At 64.6% G+C, this 13,129-nt stretch carries 16 protein-coding genes; 7 read left to right on the forward strand and 9 right to left on the reverse strand.

The genetic code is table 11. The features are described 5' to 3' along the window. Positions 1-245: 245 nt before the first annotated feature. Positions 246-494 (reverse strand): hypothetical protein, encoded by a 249-nt coding sequence (locus IVB45_RS16385; RefSeq protein ID WP_035962662.1) that lies wholly within the window; start codon positions 492-494, stop codon positions 246-248. Between the two features lie 204 nt (positions 495-698). Between IVB45_RS16385 and IVB45_RS16390 the strand changes: the two genes are divergently transcribed. After that, a complete protein-coding gene (locus IVB45_RS16390) occupies positions 699-1,163 on the forward strand; it encodes a cupin domain-containing protein (protein WP_247361365.1) in 465 nt (154 codons plus the stop codon). A gap of 15 nt (positions 1,164-1,178) precedes the next feature. Here IVB45_RS16390 and IVB45_RS16395 read toward each other — a convergent pair whose 3' ends face one another. Next, entirely contained in the window at positions 1,179-1,742 is a 564-nt protein-coding gene (locus IVB45_RS16395; RefSeq protein WP_256469465.1) for a TetR/AcrR family transcriptional regulator, read from the reverse strand. A gap of 101 nt (positions 1,743-1,843) precedes the next feature. Between IVB45_RS16395 and IVB45_RS16400 the strand changes: the two genes are divergently transcribed. Then, positions 1,844-2,215 (forward strand): nuclear transport factor 2 family protein, encoded by a 372-nt coding sequence (locus IVB45_RS16400; RefSeq protein WP_247286317.1) that lies wholly within the window; start codon positions 1,844-1,846, stop codon positions 2,213-2,215. Between the two features lie 46 nt (positions 2,216-2,261). Here IVB45_RS16400 and IVB45_RS16405 read toward each other — a convergent pair whose 3' ends face one another. Then, positions 2,262-3,236 carry an alpha/beta hydrolase gene (locus IVB45_RS16405; protein ID WP_247286316.1) on the reverse strand — a complete coding sequence of 325 codons (975 nt, stop codon included), beginning with the start codon at positions 3,234-3,236 and terminating at the stop codon, positions 2,262-2,264. 116 nt (positions 3,237-3,352) lie between these two features. On the opposite strand from IVB45_RS16405, the gene IVB45_RS16410 reads away from it, so the two are divergent. Both IVB45_RS16410 and IVB45_RS16415 read left to right on the forward strand, forming a co-directional pair. Then, complete coding sequence (locus tag IVB45_RS16410; RefSeq protein WP_247286315.1) at positions 3,353-4,030, forward strand: nitroreductase; 678 nt, start codon at positions 3,353-3,355, stop codon at positions 4,028-4,030. Between the two features lie 132 nt (positions 4,031-4,162). Beyond that, positions 4,163-4,366 carry a hypothetical protein gene (locus IVB45_RS16415; protein ID WP_018456356.1) on the forward strand — a complete coding sequence of 68 codons (204 nt, stop codon included), beginning with the start codon at positions 4,163-4,165 and terminating at the stop codon, positions 4,364-4,366. Positions 4,367-4,392: 26 nt separating this feature from the next. Here the strand turns inward: IVB45_RS16415 and IVB45_RS16420 are convergent, their stop codons facing one another. Genes IVB45_RS16420 through IVB45_RS16430 form a run of 3 tightly spaced genes read right to left on the reverse strand, consistent with a single transcriptional unit; the run spans position 4,393 to position 6,988 of the window. After that, the gene (locus IVB45_RS16420) at positions 4,393-5,514 is read right to left on the reverse strand and encodes an HD domain-containing phosphohydrolase (protein ID WP_247361361.1); all 1,122 of its coding nucleotides are present in this window, start codon (positions 5,512-5,514) and stop codon (positions 4,393-4,395) included. Positions 5,515-5,564: 50 nt separating this feature from the next. Beyond that, positions 5,565-5,885, reverse strand: a complete 321-nt coding sequence (locus IVB45_RS16425; protein ID WP_007591767.1) for a PilZ domain-containing protein — start codon at positions 5,883-5,885, stop codon at positions 5,565-5,567. Next, positions 5,882-6,988: a DUF2336 domain-containing protein gene (locus IVB45_RS16430; protein ID WP_247361359.1), complete on the reverse strand. Its 1,107-nt coding sequence runs from the start codon at positions 6,986-6,988 to the stop codon at positions 5,882-5,884. The genes IVB45_RS16425 and IVB45_RS16430 overlap by 4 nt, the downstream gene beginning before the upstream one ends. 300 nt (positions 6,989-7,288) lie before the next feature. Here IVB45_RS16430 and IVB45_RS16435 point away from each other — a divergent pair, with 300 nt between their 5' ends. Together IVB45_RS16435 and IVB45_RS16440 are read left to right on the forward strand one after the other, a co-directional pair. Further along, a complete protein-coding gene (locus IVB45_RS16435) occupies positions 7,289-8,236 on the forward strand; it encodes a helix-turn-helix domain-containing protein (RefSeq protein WP_247361402.1) in 948 nt (315 codons plus the stop codon). Positions 8,237-8,286: 50 nt separating this feature from the next. Then, positions 8,287-8,877 carry an NADPH-dependent FMN reductase gene (locus tag IVB45_RS16440; RefSeq protein ID WP_247361356.1) on the forward strand — a complete coding sequence of 197 codons (591 nt, stop codon included), beginning with the start codon at positions 8,287-8,289 and terminating at the stop codon, positions 8,875-8,877. Positions 8,878-8,912: 35 nt separating this feature from the next. On the opposite strand, the gene IVB45_RS16445 is transcribed toward IVB45_RS16440, so the two are convergent. The 3 genes from IVB45_RS16445 to IVB45_RS16455 form a co-directional block, all read right to left on the reverse strand. Next, complete coding sequence (locus IVB45_RS16445) at positions 8,913-10,994, reverse strand: methyl-accepting chemotaxis protein (RefSeq protein WP_247361354.1); 2,082 nt, start codon at positions 10,992-10,994, stop codon at positions 8,913-8,915. A gap of 112 nt (positions 10,995-11,106) precedes the next feature. Continuing rightward, positions 11,107-11,892: a fumarylacetoacetate hydrolase family protein gene (locus tag IVB45_RS16450; RefSeq protein WP_247361352.1), complete on the reverse strand. Its 786-nt coding sequence runs from the start codon at positions 11,890-11,892 to the stop codon at positions 11,107-11,109. A 15-nt stretch (positions 11,893-11,907) separates the two neighbouring features. Beyond that, positions 11,908-12,516 carry a helix-turn-helix domain-containing protein gene (locus IVB45_RS16455; protein ID WP_247361350.1) on the reverse strand — a complete coding sequence of 203 codons (609 nt, stop codon included), beginning with the start codon at positions 12,514-12,516 and terminating at the stop codon, positions 11,908-11,910. 102 nt (positions 12,517-12,618) lie between these two features. Between IVB45_RS16455 and IVB45_RS16460 the strand changes: the two genes are divergently transcribed. Continuing rightward, entirely contained in the window at positions 12,619-13,101 is a 483-nt protein-coding gene (locus tag IVB45_RS16460) for a tautomerase enzyme (RefSeq protein ID WP_247361349.1), read from the forward strand. Positions 13,102-13,129 lie beyond the last annotated feature (28 nt).

Here is a 13,129-nt window from a genome sequence, read left to right on the forward strand (position 1 = left end):
CGACCACCCTTTGCTGGAAGATTCGTTGGTGCGCCCCGGTTCGCTCAGCGCTGCATGTTCCGCTAGCCGAGGCACTCTGTCTAGGGTGGCGACGATTTTGCTCTGCGCGCTCGGTGCGTGCGAGAAGAGGCAAACGGTCTTTGCCTCTGTTATTCAGAGACAAAAACGTGGATGCCCGGGACAAGCCCGGGCATGACGAGTTTGTGGAACCGTTGCTCGCTAAATGAGCACCAAAGTCGCAGCGGTCAGGCGCCGACTTCGCACTTCTTCATAAAGCTGTTCTTGGCGGCGCCGGCGAGCGGCTTGCCCTCGGCGCTGACGGCCTTGGGCGCGCAGGCGTCGGCCTTGCACTTCTTCATGAACGAGGTCTTGGCGGCACCAGCCAGGGCCTTGCCGTCCTTGCCGACGGCCTTGCTTTCGCAGGTGTCCTCCGCGAAGGCCGAACCTGCCGCAAACGTGGCAACGATCGCAGCCAGGAAAATCCGCTTCATCATGATTGTCTCCCTAAACCAGAAATGGCGCGCGGATTGGAGCCGGGAATCGTGGCGCAATCAAGCTGGATGAGCGCCTGCCGTCCGGTCTTCCTGGCGATTTTTCGAGCGCGGGTGCGAAGCGGCCGACGGCCTGCTGCACTGCTCGCTGACCGGGACGGGCGATCCTGCTAGCTTCGGGAGAGTTTAGCCGAAGGGAGCATCGTGATGGAGACCCTGATTGCGAACATGCCGGATGCCGCTGCTGACCGGCATTCTCACCTGGTTCGGCCGCAAGAGATGGAATGGCAGAAGACGCGCTTTCCCGGCTGCGAGGCCAAGACGCTGCTGTTCGATCGCAGCAGCGGTCTGATGACGGCCTTGATGCGCTTTGCGCCGGGCTCGGTGCTGCCCGATCACGAGCATGTCGGCGTCGAGCAGAGTTATGTCATCGAGGGCGCTCTCGTCGACAACGAGGGACCGGCCAAGGGGATTGCCTGCAAGGCCGGCGAGTTCATCTGGCGCGAGGCGGGCAGCCGGCATGCCGCCTGGTGCCCGGAGGGCGCCCTGATCCTGGCGATCTTCCAGGTGCCGAACAAGTTCTTCGAAGCCGACGGCCGCGTCGTCGATGCCGCCGGTCAGGATTGGGACCAGACGTGGGGGCACACCGACGCGCAACGGGCGGGGAGATAGGCGGCTGTTCGCAGCTCAAACGCTGTCATCGATGCTTCTGACGAGCATGGTGACCTGAACGGCGATCAGCCGCCGCATCTCCTTGCCGGTCCTGGCGGTTTCGCGCAGCCCCCGCATGCCGAACACCAGGCATCGCGCCAGTACTTCCGGCTCGTCCGCTATCGCAGCGGCCTTCACCTGATCGCGGATGAGGGCGGCGACCAAAGACTGGAAGTTGTCGTAGACGTTTCGGACTGCCGGGAAACGGAGGTCGAACAGATCTGCTGAATCGGGATACGCCTCGATCAGGTCGAAGCCATGGGATCCCCAGGATTTGCAGGCGTGGAGCAGCTTGGCATGGAGACCGTCGAGACGCGCGATTGCGGCCTTAATGTCGCGACGCTTCTGCTCGTCCATTCTCTGGATCACCGCCGCGAACACGGCATCCTTGTCGGGGAAGAGCAAATAGAGCGCCGGCCGCGACATGCCCGCCTTGGCGGCGATATCGCCCATCGTCGTACGGGCATGGCCGTAGCGGGAGAAGACCTCCGTCGCAGCCTCGATCGCGAGCTCCTCTTTCGAAATGCTGGAACGAGCCATGAGCCTCACCGGCGTCGGAATTGAACCCCGGTCATATTGACAAAAGAACAAGAATTGTCAATTTGCCGGAAGCGGCATGAAGCCATGAGAGGGTCTGCGAGATGAACGATGAAGCGCGACTGAAGACCTGGAACACCTATCAGGCGGCGTGGGGACCCGTCGATGAGGACGAGCGGCGTCGGCTGCTCGAGCAAAGCGTCGCCGCGGACTGTGTGTATACCGATCCGGGCTCTCAGATTGAGGGACGCGACGCCTTGATGGCGCGCATCGGTCAAACCCAACTCAAGTTTCCTGGCGCGCATTTCAGGAACGACAGCTTCCTCGAACACCACGAGCAGGGGCTTTTTCGCTGGACTATGTATGATGGCGCCGGTCGCGTGTTCGTCACGGGTGAGAGTTTCGGCCGCTTCGGCGGCGACGGCCGGCTCGTTCAGGCGACGGGCTTCTTCGAGGTGCCCGCTGCCAAGGCCTGAACGCCGGCCGGCGTGGCGGCCGATCCTGCCGCTCCCGATATCACCCTCAGGCGCCGCGCGCGAGAAGCGCCTTGAAGTCGGCGCGTGCGCGCTGCGCTTCGGCTCGCGCCACCTCGGAGGCGTCGCCGAGACCAAAATAGCCGTGGATCAGGCCGGGGCCTTCATGGTGCTTTACCGGCACACCGGCGGCTTCCAGCGCGCGCGCATAGGCTGTGCCCTCGTCGCGCAGGGGATCGAACCAGGCGGTGGTGACGATCGCGGGCGCGACGCCGGCAAGCGAATTCGCGCGCAGCGGCGAGACGCGCCAGTCGGTGGCGTGCGAGGGATCTGCGAGATAATGACCGCAAAACCACTCCATCACGGCGCGTGAAAGAAAGTAGCCCTCGGCGTTCTCGGCGCGCGAGGGGAAGCGTGCGTTCTCGCGCGCGTCCGCATAACTCCCGAGGACGTCGGTCACGGGGTAGACCAGCAGTTGCGCGGCGAGCTTGATGCCGGCGTCGCGGCAGGCGATCGCGGTGGTGGCGGCGAGATTGCCGCCGGCGCTGTCGCCGGCAACACCGAGGCGTTTTGCATCGCCGCCAAATTCCGTGACGCGGCCAAACACGTCGCTGACCGCGGCAAAGGCGTCCTCGAACGCGCCGGGAAAGCGCGTTTCGGGCGGGCGGCGATAGTCGACGGAGACGACGACCGCGCCGGTCTCGATCGCAAGGTTGCGGGCCTGCCGGTCGTGGGTCTCGAGGTCGCCCGCGACCCAGCCGCCACCATGGAAGAACACCACGGTCGGTGCGGGCGTGGTGCCGACCCGGTAGACCCGTGCATCGAGCGGTCCGGCGCCGCCTTTCACCTTGATATCCGCGACAATGTCGACGGGTGGCGGCGGTATGGCCGCGCGCGAGGCAGCCAGTGCGCGCAAGGAATCGCGGGCGCTCTGTGGCGTCATCGTCGTGGCATCGCGCATCGGCAGCAGCGGAATGATCTGGGCGATGACGGGATCGAGCGGTGCGGCCACGTTGGCTTTCATGGGATCCTCACAGGGTTCTTGGTCTTGCTTGCGGGTTAGCATAGATATGGCGCGCCGCGTCGGCAACCGCTCGCATGTGGCAATGCCAGGGAATGAACGGGCAGGGAGGTCTTGAGGTGGAATTCGAAACGCTGGTCCAGTCGCGCCGCAGCGTGCGCGGCTTCAGGAACGAGCCGGTGCCGCGCACGGTGATCGAGGCGATCATCGACAGCGCCAAACGTGCACCGTCGTCGATGAACACCCAGCCCTGGCATGTCCACGTGCTCACAGGCAGTCCGCTGGAACAGCTGCGCCGACGCAATATGGAGGAGATGGTTGCCGGCGCCAAGGTCAAGCGCGACATCGTCAGCCACGGCGAATACCAGGGCGTGCACCGGACGCGGCAAGTCGACGTCGCCAAGAAATTGTTCGGCGCGATGGGAATCGCGCGCGACGACAAACCGATGCGCCAGGACTGGGTGCTGCGCGGCTTCCGCCAGTTCGACGCGCCGGTGTCGCTGGTCTTGACCTATGACCGCGTGCTCGATCCCGGCGCGGTCTGCCATTTCGACCTGGGCGCGCTCTGCTACGGCATCGTGCTCGCGGCCTGGGACCGCGGGCTCGGTTCGGTGATCAACGGGCAGGGCATCATGCGCTCCGACATCGTGCGCGAGGTCGCAAACATTCCGGAGGACGAGGTGATCATGACCTGCGTCGCGATGGGCTATCCCGACGACAACTTTGCCGCGAACGCCGTTCGCTCCGATCGCGAGGGCAACGACGATTTCGTGCGCTACGTCGGATTCGCCGAGTAGCGCAGGCAGAGGAGATTATTCTCTCGCCGAATTTTTTTGGTGCGGACCGCTTGGCGGCCTCTTGCAATCTCGATCGTGCAGGAGGAACAATGTACGGACTGAAAGGTTTGATGCTGGCGCGAGGGAATTGACATGCGGCGGCTCGCTAGCCTGGTTCGACGGTTCTTCGGCCCGCGAGTGCGGCGTCCGATCGATGATGATCCAAGTCTTCCTTTCACACCCGAAGAGTTCGGCCGGCTGATCCGCAGCGGCCGGCACGAGGACATGAAGCTGCTGGCCGAAGGGCTCGCGTGCCGGACCGTTCCGCGCCGCACCAGACATCGCGCCGCGCACTAGACTGGGGTCGAGACGGGTTGCTGCGCTCATCTCGTGAGCGCGACCTGTCTGAACGCGGTCAGCAGTGCCTTTTCCAGCTTTCCACTCATTCCGCAGAGAATGTTATAAGCCTCTGCCCGCGGCATCGTCGGCTTGTAGTGCCGGTGCTCGATCAGGGCAGCGAAGATGTCCGCGATCGTCAGGATGCGCACGACATCACCGATGTTCCCGGCGCAAAGCGCATCCGGGTAGCCGCTGCCGTCGAGAAATTCGTGATGATGCCGCACGGCATCAAGGATCTCTGGCGAGATATTGTCGTGGTCTTTCAGAAAATCGTAGCCCGCCACCGGGTGCGTCTCGATTATGGCACGTTCCTCCGGATCGAGACGGCCGGGCTTGTCGAGGATGGCAAGCGGAATCCGGGCCTTGCCGATGTCGTGGAACATGGCCGCCGTGTATAGCCGCTCCAGATCTGGCCTGCCGACGCCAAGGCTCAGGCCGAAGTCGATGGCGACGCCGGTGACGAGGAGGCAATGCTGATAAGTCCCCTCGTGATGGCGCCGCACCGTGGTGAGCCACTCCGACAAGCCATGCTGGGTGATGCGATCGGCGATCTGGCGGCCGGCTTCCTTCGTGCCGTCGACGTCGACAGGCTCGCCGAGCGTGACGGCCGTGAACATCGACGCGATGGCGATCGCCGCGGTCTCGACGGCGTTGTCCGGCTGCGGCGCGTGACCTGAGGAACCAGACGCCTCTTCGGCGGGATGAGCCAGCGCTGCCAGGAGCTTGATCTTGTCGATCGTCCCGGGAAGGACGAGCGTGGCCCCGAGCGCGTACGCCTGCGAGATACTCATATGAGAGGAGTGCTCGACCAGGAAGATGCGTTTCGTTGCCTTCGCGAGCTTTAAGGCTCGTTTCTTGATGGCCGCAATGGTGCGGACGTCACGCAATTCCGCACGGATCACGATCGCGAACGGCACCTGGGACAGCTTGGCTTCCGCGTCGAGCCGTTCGCCTGCGACGGCAAACTGCTGCTCGAGAATCGAACAGACGCTCGACAATTTGTCCGAGGAATCAGCCAGCACATGCACGAACGGCCGTGCCGCTTCCTTCTCTCGGATGCCGCCGTCGCCTTTGACGGGGCGGGATATAATTCGCGCGTTCTGCACGGTTGACCTGAATCATGCTGGAGTTAATTGGGGCTGATGAATCCTTGGGGCTATTTGCTCTGAGCGGCAGTCTGCGCGGCGGCTGCCGGTTTCCTCTTTCCGTCTGCGGTGACGAAGTGCACGCCGGCGGTGGTGCCGTCGATCCAGACCAATTCGCAGCGCCGGTAGGCGAGCCCCGTCGACGATAGCAGCAGGAAGAATTCCTTTGCCCGCAGCACGTCGAGCGTGCCCTCAACTTCGATCTTCGCACCGCTTTGCGATATGTCGAGCAGAACGCAACTGCGCCGCCACGTGCCGTCCGAGCCCATCAGATTGACCGGCTGCTTGTGATCCATTTTTACGCGCTGCGCTTTGCGACCGTCGAACTTCATCGGTTAACCACCATCTTCGAGCCGCGATCTACCGGATCGCGCGTGTTGGCGCTTGCTGCTATTTCTCCCCATCGCACTGCCCATTGGCTGGTGGACAGAAGCAGCGTCTCGAAGATGCGTTGCGCGCGCTCGCGCTCGACAAAGGAGAGCCTTTTCCCGCCGCGGTTGCTCAGGATGGTAAGGGTGGTCTGCCAGTTCAGCCGCGAAGCCCGGCACGCCATGACCAGCCCTTCGCAATCGTCGTCGCTCACGACACGCTCGATGATCTCGAGCGGCGCCCCTGAAAGCACCGACAGCGCCGTGAACAAATTGGCCGTCTCGCCGCGGATCGCAAAACGGTTCACCGTGGAATCGTTGAGCTTGCCGATGCGGTTGAGGACGACGATCTCCGGCCTCGCGCTTGCGTAGTCGGCCCTGCAAGGCCGCTTTGGCGGAGCCGGCTCCGCTTCCGGCACCGGCGCCGCGGCGGGCGGGTTGGGTGTGGCCGGTGCCTTCCGGGCTGGTGGGGCGGAGAGCAGCTTGCGCACGACCAGGTCGGGCGTGCCGGGCCGGAGCACCAGCGCCTTCGCGATCTCGCCGTCCTGGTCAGCCTTGGCAATCAGCGCTGCATAGGCTGCGTCGGAGAATTTCGTTCCCGGGTTCTTGATCAGGGCAAGGCAGATCGGGCCGCCGTGCTTGATCAACGCCTCGGTCACGGTCGGCGCGATCTCGCTCCGGGCGGCGATCGCGCGTCGATGCCGCTCGCCACGGGAGTCAATGACAGCCTCGAGGTCTGCCGCGGAGAGTGCCTGCGATTTGAGCAACACCGGACGCGCCACGTCGGGATCGTCGTGTGAGGCCAGACGCCACAATGTTTCGGGAGGCGCAACGTCAAGCTCAGCCAGTGCCGTGCTGAGCTGAACCAGCGCGCTGGCATCGACCCGTTCCGTCAAGCGCAGCAGAACACCGTCGACCACGTTGACGAGCAATTCCCGGCACTGGTCGTGGCTGCCAATGAGCAGCTGCACCATGCCGGAGAGAATGCGGTCGCAACGCTCCGCCGGGCACGCTGCGACCGCCTCTTCCAATTCAGCGAGAATATCAGCAGGCGAATTTGCCATCATGGCAGGGGCCTGACTCAAAATTGATTTTGACTATCGAACAGTGCTCATTCCGCCCGACAGACGTTAATTTGAAATGTTGCTTTCGATCGTTTGGGTATTGCAGCACCGCTGACACGGCAGGAAACGCTATCGAAAATTGGCGAGATTTGATGCGCCGGGTTGTACTTGGACTTCAACGCTCGCCAACTGGTCGGCATAGTTCGAAGTGATTCTTTCAGACTGAGGGGACACCGGAACGGGGAGTTGGGTCGGCACCGCTGCCGGACGCGCGTTTGTTGCGACGCGAAGTTTCACATTGCCATGAACAGAACTGATGATGCGCCGACGCTGGCGCCAAAGGTATTTCGTTTCTCTGACGTCGATGAATTTCGAAATGCCATACGGGGCCTGAACTTCGAGTTCACGCCTTTCGTACGGAGGATTTTGGCCGAGCAGACCATTCTGTCGCTGCCCGGCTGCGACGTGAATTTGACGCGGGCATTTCCGCGGGTCGTCGACGCACAGCTCGTCGAGAATTGCACCGCGATCGGATTCACGATGGACGATTTGGACGTGCCGGTTCGATTCAACGGCACGCAGCGCACACGACCCGTCATCGTCATCGGCAGCGGCGGCGCGGCCTACACCACCGTCGAGGAGGTTCAGCGGGAAATCGCCTCGGTGGTGTTCAGGCCGGAGGTGACGGATCGCGGCTGGCCACAAGCAGCCCTCTGCTTCAAGATCTTCGAAACGACCGCCGCGGGCTTGAACCGGCTCCGCGTTGTGGTTCGGGAGGTGTTGGCAGCCGCGTCGGAGCCGGTCGACGCGCCCGACGTGCCGCTGAAGGCGGCCGCCATGAAGGAGACCCTGCTCAGCGCCGTGGACGCAATTTTCCAAAATATGGGTCCCGCGCGATGGACCCTGCACCCCAATGACGAGCGGAACTTCAAGGTCTTTCAGGACATCCGCGCGCTGCTTTCCGACGACCTCTCTCAGCCCATCTACAGCGACGAGATCGCGCGCAAGCTTGGCCTGCCGGTTCGCACCATGCACGACGTCGTCCGCCGCTATCGCGGCATGAGCCTGCACCGCTATCTACGCCTGCGGCGGCTGTGGCTGGTGCGCCAGCGGCTGCTCGCGGGTGCCGACAGCGTCAAGGCCGTCGCGCTGGCGTTCGGGTTCTGGCATTTCGGCGACTTCTCCAGAAGCTATCGCGACCAGTTCGGCGAGACACCGTCGCAAACGCTCGAGCGCGGACGGCGAACCTAGCGCGTCAAAACGTTGAGGCCGGCTTGCTGATCCGTGCTATACTACCGGTCATGAGCAATCGCATCCTTGTCCTCTACGGTTCCTACCGTTCCGACCGCATGGGCATCCGCCTCGCGAATTTCGTCATCGATCGGCTGCGCGCCCGCGGCGACGACGCCGTGTTCATCGACGCCAAGGCGATCGGCCTGCCGATGCTCGATCGCATGTACAAGGAATATCCCAAGGGCTCCGCACCCGAGGCGCTGGAGAAGCTGGCCGGAGAGATCCGCGGCGCGGACGGTTTCGTCTTCGTCACTGGCGAATACAATTGGGGCATCCAGCCGGGCCTGAAAAATCTCACCGACCACTTCCTCGAGGAGTGGTTCTGGCGTCCGGCCGCGATCGTGAGCTATTCGGCCGGCCGCCTGTCCGGCGCGCGTGCCTCGACCGCCTGGCATGGCACGTTGTCGGAGATGGGCATGGTGGTGGTGTCGAGCACCATCGGCGTCGGCCCGATCGCACAGACGCTGTCGGAGGCGGGCGAACCGAGCGGCGAGGGCGGCAAAGCGCTCGAACGTTCATTCCCGCGCTTCGCCGACGATCTCGCCTGGTGGATCGAGGCGGCCAAGACGCAGCGGGCGCGCAAGGCACCGCCTTATTGACGGTCCCGGACTACGAAGCTGCGCGTTTGCCGCGCTTACGCGGCCCTGACTTCACCGAGAAAGCGATCGAACTGTCCGGCGAGATCGCGTGACTGGGTCGAGAGCTGCTCGGCCGCGCCCAGCACCTCTCTTGCGGCCGTGCCGGTATGGTCGGCGGCGCGCTGCACGCCTGATATGTTGGTGTTGACCTCCTGGGTGCCGCGCGCGGCCTCCTGGACGCTGCGGGCGATCTCCTTGGTCGCCGAGCCCTGCTCCTCGATCGCGGCCGCAATGGCGGTGCCGATCTGGTCGATCTCGCCGATGACGTCGGCAACGTTGCGGATCGCGGTCACGGTCTCGTCGCTCGCGGCCTGGATCGCCGAAATCTGCTCGGAGATTTCGGTGGTGGCCTTGGCGGTTTGGCCCGCCAGCGACTTCACCTCGGCAGCAACCACCGCGAAGCCACGGCCGGCGTCGCCGGCGCGGGCGGCCTCGATCGTCGCGTTGAGCGCCAGCAAATTGGTCTGCTCGGCGATGCTCTGGATCAGCGTGACGACGTCGCCGATCTTCTGTGCGCCCTCGGCCAGCGCTCGGGCGGTGTCGCCGGTGCGGCGGGCGTTGTCGACGGCGCGGGCCGCGATCTCGGTAGACTGGGCCACTTGACGGCCGATCTCCGAGATCGAAGAGGTCAGCTCTTCGGTGGCGCTCGCGACGGTCTGGACGTTGCTCGATGTCTGCTGTGAGGCGGCGGCAACGACCGCGGCCTGGCTGTTGGTCTGGGCCGCCGTCGAGGTCATCGACTGCGCCGTGCTTTCCATGGTGGATGACGCGCGGGACAGTCCGCCGACGAGCTCGGTGACCTTGGCTTCGAACGCGCGGGTGATCCCGTCGAGCGCCTGTGCGCGGCGCATCTTGCCGTCGTTCTCGGCCTGCTTCTCCGCCGCAAGGCTGTCGGCCCGGATCATGTTGTCCTTGAACACCCGGACGGCCGCGGCCATGGCACCGATTTCATCGGAACGCTCGGCGCCGGGAATCTCTTCCGCAACCTCGCCATCGGCAAGCCGCGACATCCGGGTCGTCAGGTTGACGATCGGGGCGCAGACGCGGCGGCGGACCGTGACGATGAGGCCGGCGCTGGCGATCAGCACGGCGAGGAGGCCCGCGAGTGCGATGGTGAAGCTGGTATGGGCGGCCGTGGATGCACCGGCGAGAATCTGCTCCGCGTTGTCGTAGAAGGCATCGCGGACGTCGATGATGGTGCTGAGGCCGCGCTGCGTGGCGGTGTAATAGGTGTCCATGTCGTGTTCGTACTTGCCGCTGACCGCACCCTCCTTCACCAGCTTGAGCTCGCGGCCGAACTCGTCGATATAGATCGCGTTGAATTTCTCCAGTGCGGCGGCAACGTTCGCCGGCGTTGCGGGATTGCCGCGCAACTCCAGCAGCGACATCACGATCTGGTCGTTGCGGCCCTGCGAGCGGCTGATCTCGGCCTTCTCGGTATCGGTCGCCGGCTTTTTGCCCCCGACGAGATTCTTGTGCAGGCTGGAGTTGAAGCCGCCCACGTCGCGCAATGTCATGGCGATGTTGGCGTAGCTGGCCTGCCGGTAGGCATCGCCGTTGAGGATTGCCATGCGGCGGACCTGCTCGTTGAGCAGCGCGGTCACGCCGGCGTTGAGCACGGCGTTGTCGGCGACGATCTTCTTGGCCGCGTCCTTGCGCGCCTCCGGCGGGCCCGACATCGCCTTGTCGATGGCCTCGCGCAGCGCGGTGAACTTCGAATTGACGGCGTCGATGTTGCCGCCGGTGGTGTTGCCGTCGTCGAACGGGCCGGGCAGGTCCTTGCGCAGCGCGTTCATCCTGTCGCGGGCGGCATCGGTCTGCTTGCGCAGCTTGTCCTGCTCGGCAAGCAGCGCCGGGTCGACGGCGGGAGGGCCATAGAGGATGTTGGTGGAAAAGCCGCGCTCGGGATTGAGGTAGCGTGGGATGTCGCTGACGGCGCGAACGATCGCCAGCCGCCCCTGGGCCTCGGTGATCCGCTCCATGGTCTGGTATTTCGTCACGGCGACGTAGACGGCGAGGCCGCCGCCCACGGTCGAGAGCGAGACGATGGCGGTGGTCAGGAGCGTACCGATTTTCATGATTCTGTCCGGCAACTGGCGCGGGAGATTATTTGCAGCGACAATAGGCAGGCGATGTTAATCCCGGGTTTACGCTGGTGGCCGCGGGCAGCCGCGCGCTGAGTCTGTCCGTCTAGGCATAGGTCGCGCTTACGGTTCCGAGCGGACCGAAATCGGCGACGTAAGTCTCGCCCCGCTTCGGCCGCAGCATGCCCGTCAGCGTGCCGGTGGAGATGGTCTGGCCGGCCTTGAGGCCGATGCCGGTTCGTGACAGCTCATTGGCGAGCCAGGCGAGCGGCACCAGCGGATGATCGATCGCCTCTGCAGCGCTGCCGCGGCGCCTCTCGGCGTCGTTGCAGTTCAGGACGACCTCCTGATTGGCAATGTCGCGTTTGCGCCAGTCCGCGATGGGCTCTCCAAGCACGATCGTTCCCGATCCGGAGCCGTCGGCCATGATTGCGGGCATCGGGGGAAACGCCGCGTCGTGGACGAAGCGGCATTCGGCGAGCTCGATGCCGGGATGCAGCGAAGCGACCGCATCGTCGACCTCTTCCACCGTATAGGGCTTCGCGCGCGGCGGCAGGTCGGCGCCGAGCCGGGCCTGGTACTCGACCTCCGGAATCGGACTACATTGTTTGACGTGTTCCACGCTCGCGGGCGAGGTCTTGATCAGTGGCGCGAACACCCGCCCATAGATCGGCGTGGAAATGCCAAGCTGGCGCTGGAGCCCGGGCTTCATGCCGGCGATCTTCCAGCCGACGACGTCCCAGCCCAATTCTTCTTCCACCATCCGCGCGATGCGGTACGCCGTGTCGGCATCCGGCGGCACCAGCCGCTGCTCGAGGCCGCTTTGCTGCCGGCCCTCGCGGCGCAAATCGGCGAGATGGCGGGCGAGTTCGCGTTGTCGGGAGAGATCCATCGGTGCGTCTCCATTCTATCCTGGTGTGCGGGCGAGGGCGGAGGACAGGACCGTCTCCAGCTCCTCTTGCACCTGATCGAGCGTGTCGGCGCTGCGATTTGCACGGCACATTGCGACCGTGCCTTCGATCGAGGCGACGACCAGCGTTGCAAGCCGCTCCGCGCGTTCGGCGGCCACTCCCTCGCGCAGGAGGGCTGAGCGCATGATCTGTCGCCAATCGGCGAACACGCCGTCGGCAAGATCGAGCAGGTGCTGCTGCGCCGTCTCGTCGTCCCTGTCGGAGGCTTCTCCGACATAGCGGTCGACGGCGACCGCGAGCACGGGGCAGCCGGCCTCGAAGCCGGTCGCTTCCAGCTGGCGGCGCCACGATGCGACGAAAGCTCGCAAGCCACCGATCACGCCGCGTTCGTTCATGGCCCTCTCCAGGGGAATGGACACCTGCTTGCCGGCAAAGGTTACGGCCTCGGCGATCATCTGCTGCTTGCCGCCGGGGAAGTGGTGACTGATCGAGCCGCGTGGCGTCGCCGTATGGCGGACGACGTCGCGCATGCTGGTGGCGTTGACGCCGCGCCGGCTCATCAGGTCGGCGGCGCCGGCGATCATCTTGTCGCGCGTGGTGGTCATCGGAACTTCCGCAATTGGCTGTGCTTTATCTAAACTATGACGATTGACATAGGCAAGCGGCACTGCGATATGACGTGCGTCATAGTCGCAGAAAGGAATAGGTTGACCATCATCACCGTGACCGCACCTGCCGGCCGGCTCGGTCTGGCGCAGCGCCGCTGCCTCGCCGAAAGCCTGACCGACGCCGTGCTCGCGCCCGAGATCGGCCAGCATGCGCCGGCGGCGCGAATGGGCTTTCAGGTGCATTTCCATGACCTGCCAGCCGACTGCATGGCGATTGGCGGCCGGCTCCTGTCGGACCAGGAAACGCCGCGCGACGTGATGACCGTCAATATCGCGGTGATGAACGCAGCCTGGCCTGCCGAGGTGCGAGCGGAGGTGATCCGCAATGTGCTGGCGCGGCTTGCGGAGGCCTGCGGCATGCAGGCGCCTGCGCCAACCTGGTGGGTCAATTTCGAGATCATCGAGGAGGGAAGCTGGGGATCGCGCGGCGGCGTGCTCTCGATCCTCCAACTCCTGGATTCCGGTGTGTTCACGCCGCAGCGGATCGAGGCTATCCGCGCGGCAATTCAGCCGCCGGCCTGATTTGCCCACCGACTATCCGGAGAGAAGC

The organism is Bradyrhizobium sp. 4 (assembly GCF_023100905.1).
Classification (GTDB): Bacteria; Pseudomonadota; Alphaproteobacteria; order Rhizobiales; family Xanthobacteraceae; genus Bradyrhizobium.

Excerpts from the sequence above, each read along its gene's own strand:
- IVB45_RS16400 (WP_247286317.1), top strand. The coding sequence starts at position 1,844 with ATGAACGATGAAGCGCGACTGAAGACCTGGAACACCTATCAGGCGGCG.
- IVB45_RS16405 (WP_247286316.1), bottom strand. The coding sequence starts at position 3,236 with ATGAAAGCCAACGTGGCCGCACCGCTCGATCCCGTCATCGCCCAGATC.
- IVB45_RS16415 (WP_018456356.1), top strand. The coding sequence starts at position 4,163 with ATGCGGCGGCTCGCTAGCCTGGTTCGACGGTTCTTCGGCCCGCGAGTG.
- IVB45_RS16445 (WP_247361354.1), bottom strand. The coding sequence starts at position 10,994 with ATGAAAATCGGTACGCTCCTGACCACCGCCATCGTCTCGCTCTCGACC.
- IVB45_RS16430 (WP_247361359.1), bottom strand. The coding sequence starts at position 6,988 with ATGATGGCAAATTCGCCTGCTGATATTCTCGCTGAATTGGAAGAGGCG.
- IVB45_RS16455 (WP_247361350.1), bottom strand. The coding sequence starts at position 12,516 with ATGACCACCACGCGCGACAAGATGATCGCCGGCGCCGCCGACCTGATG.
- IVB45_RS16390 (WP_247361365.1), top strand. The coding sequence starts at position 699 with ATGGAGACCCTGATTGCGAACATGCCGGATGCCGCTGCTGACCGGCAT.
- IVB45_RS16425 (WP_007591767.1), bottom strand. The coding sequence starts at position 5,885 with ATGAAGTTCGACGGTCGCAAAGCGCAGCGCGTAAAAATGGATCACAAG.
- IVB45_RS16385 (WP_035962662.1), bottom strand. The coding sequence starts at position 494 with ATGATGAAGCGGATTTTCCTGGCTGCGATCGTTGCCACGTTTGCGGCA.
- IVB45_RS16450 (WP_247361352.1), bottom strand. The coding sequence starts at position 11,892 with ATGGATCTCTCCCGACAACGCGAACTCGCCCGCCATCTCGCCGATTTG.
- IVB45_RS16435 (WP_247361402.1), top strand. The coding sequence starts at position 7,289 with ATGAACAGAACTGATGATGCGCCGACGCTGGCGCCAAAGGTATTTCGT.
- IVB45_RS16395 (WP_256469465.1), bottom strand. The coding sequence starts at position 1,742 with ATGGCTCGTTCCAGCATTTCGAAAGAGGAGCTCGCGATCGAGGCTGCG.
- IVB45_RS16440 (WP_247361356.1), top strand. The coding sequence starts at position 8,287 with ATGAGCAATCGCATCCTTGTCCTCTACGGTTCCTACCGTTCCGACCGC.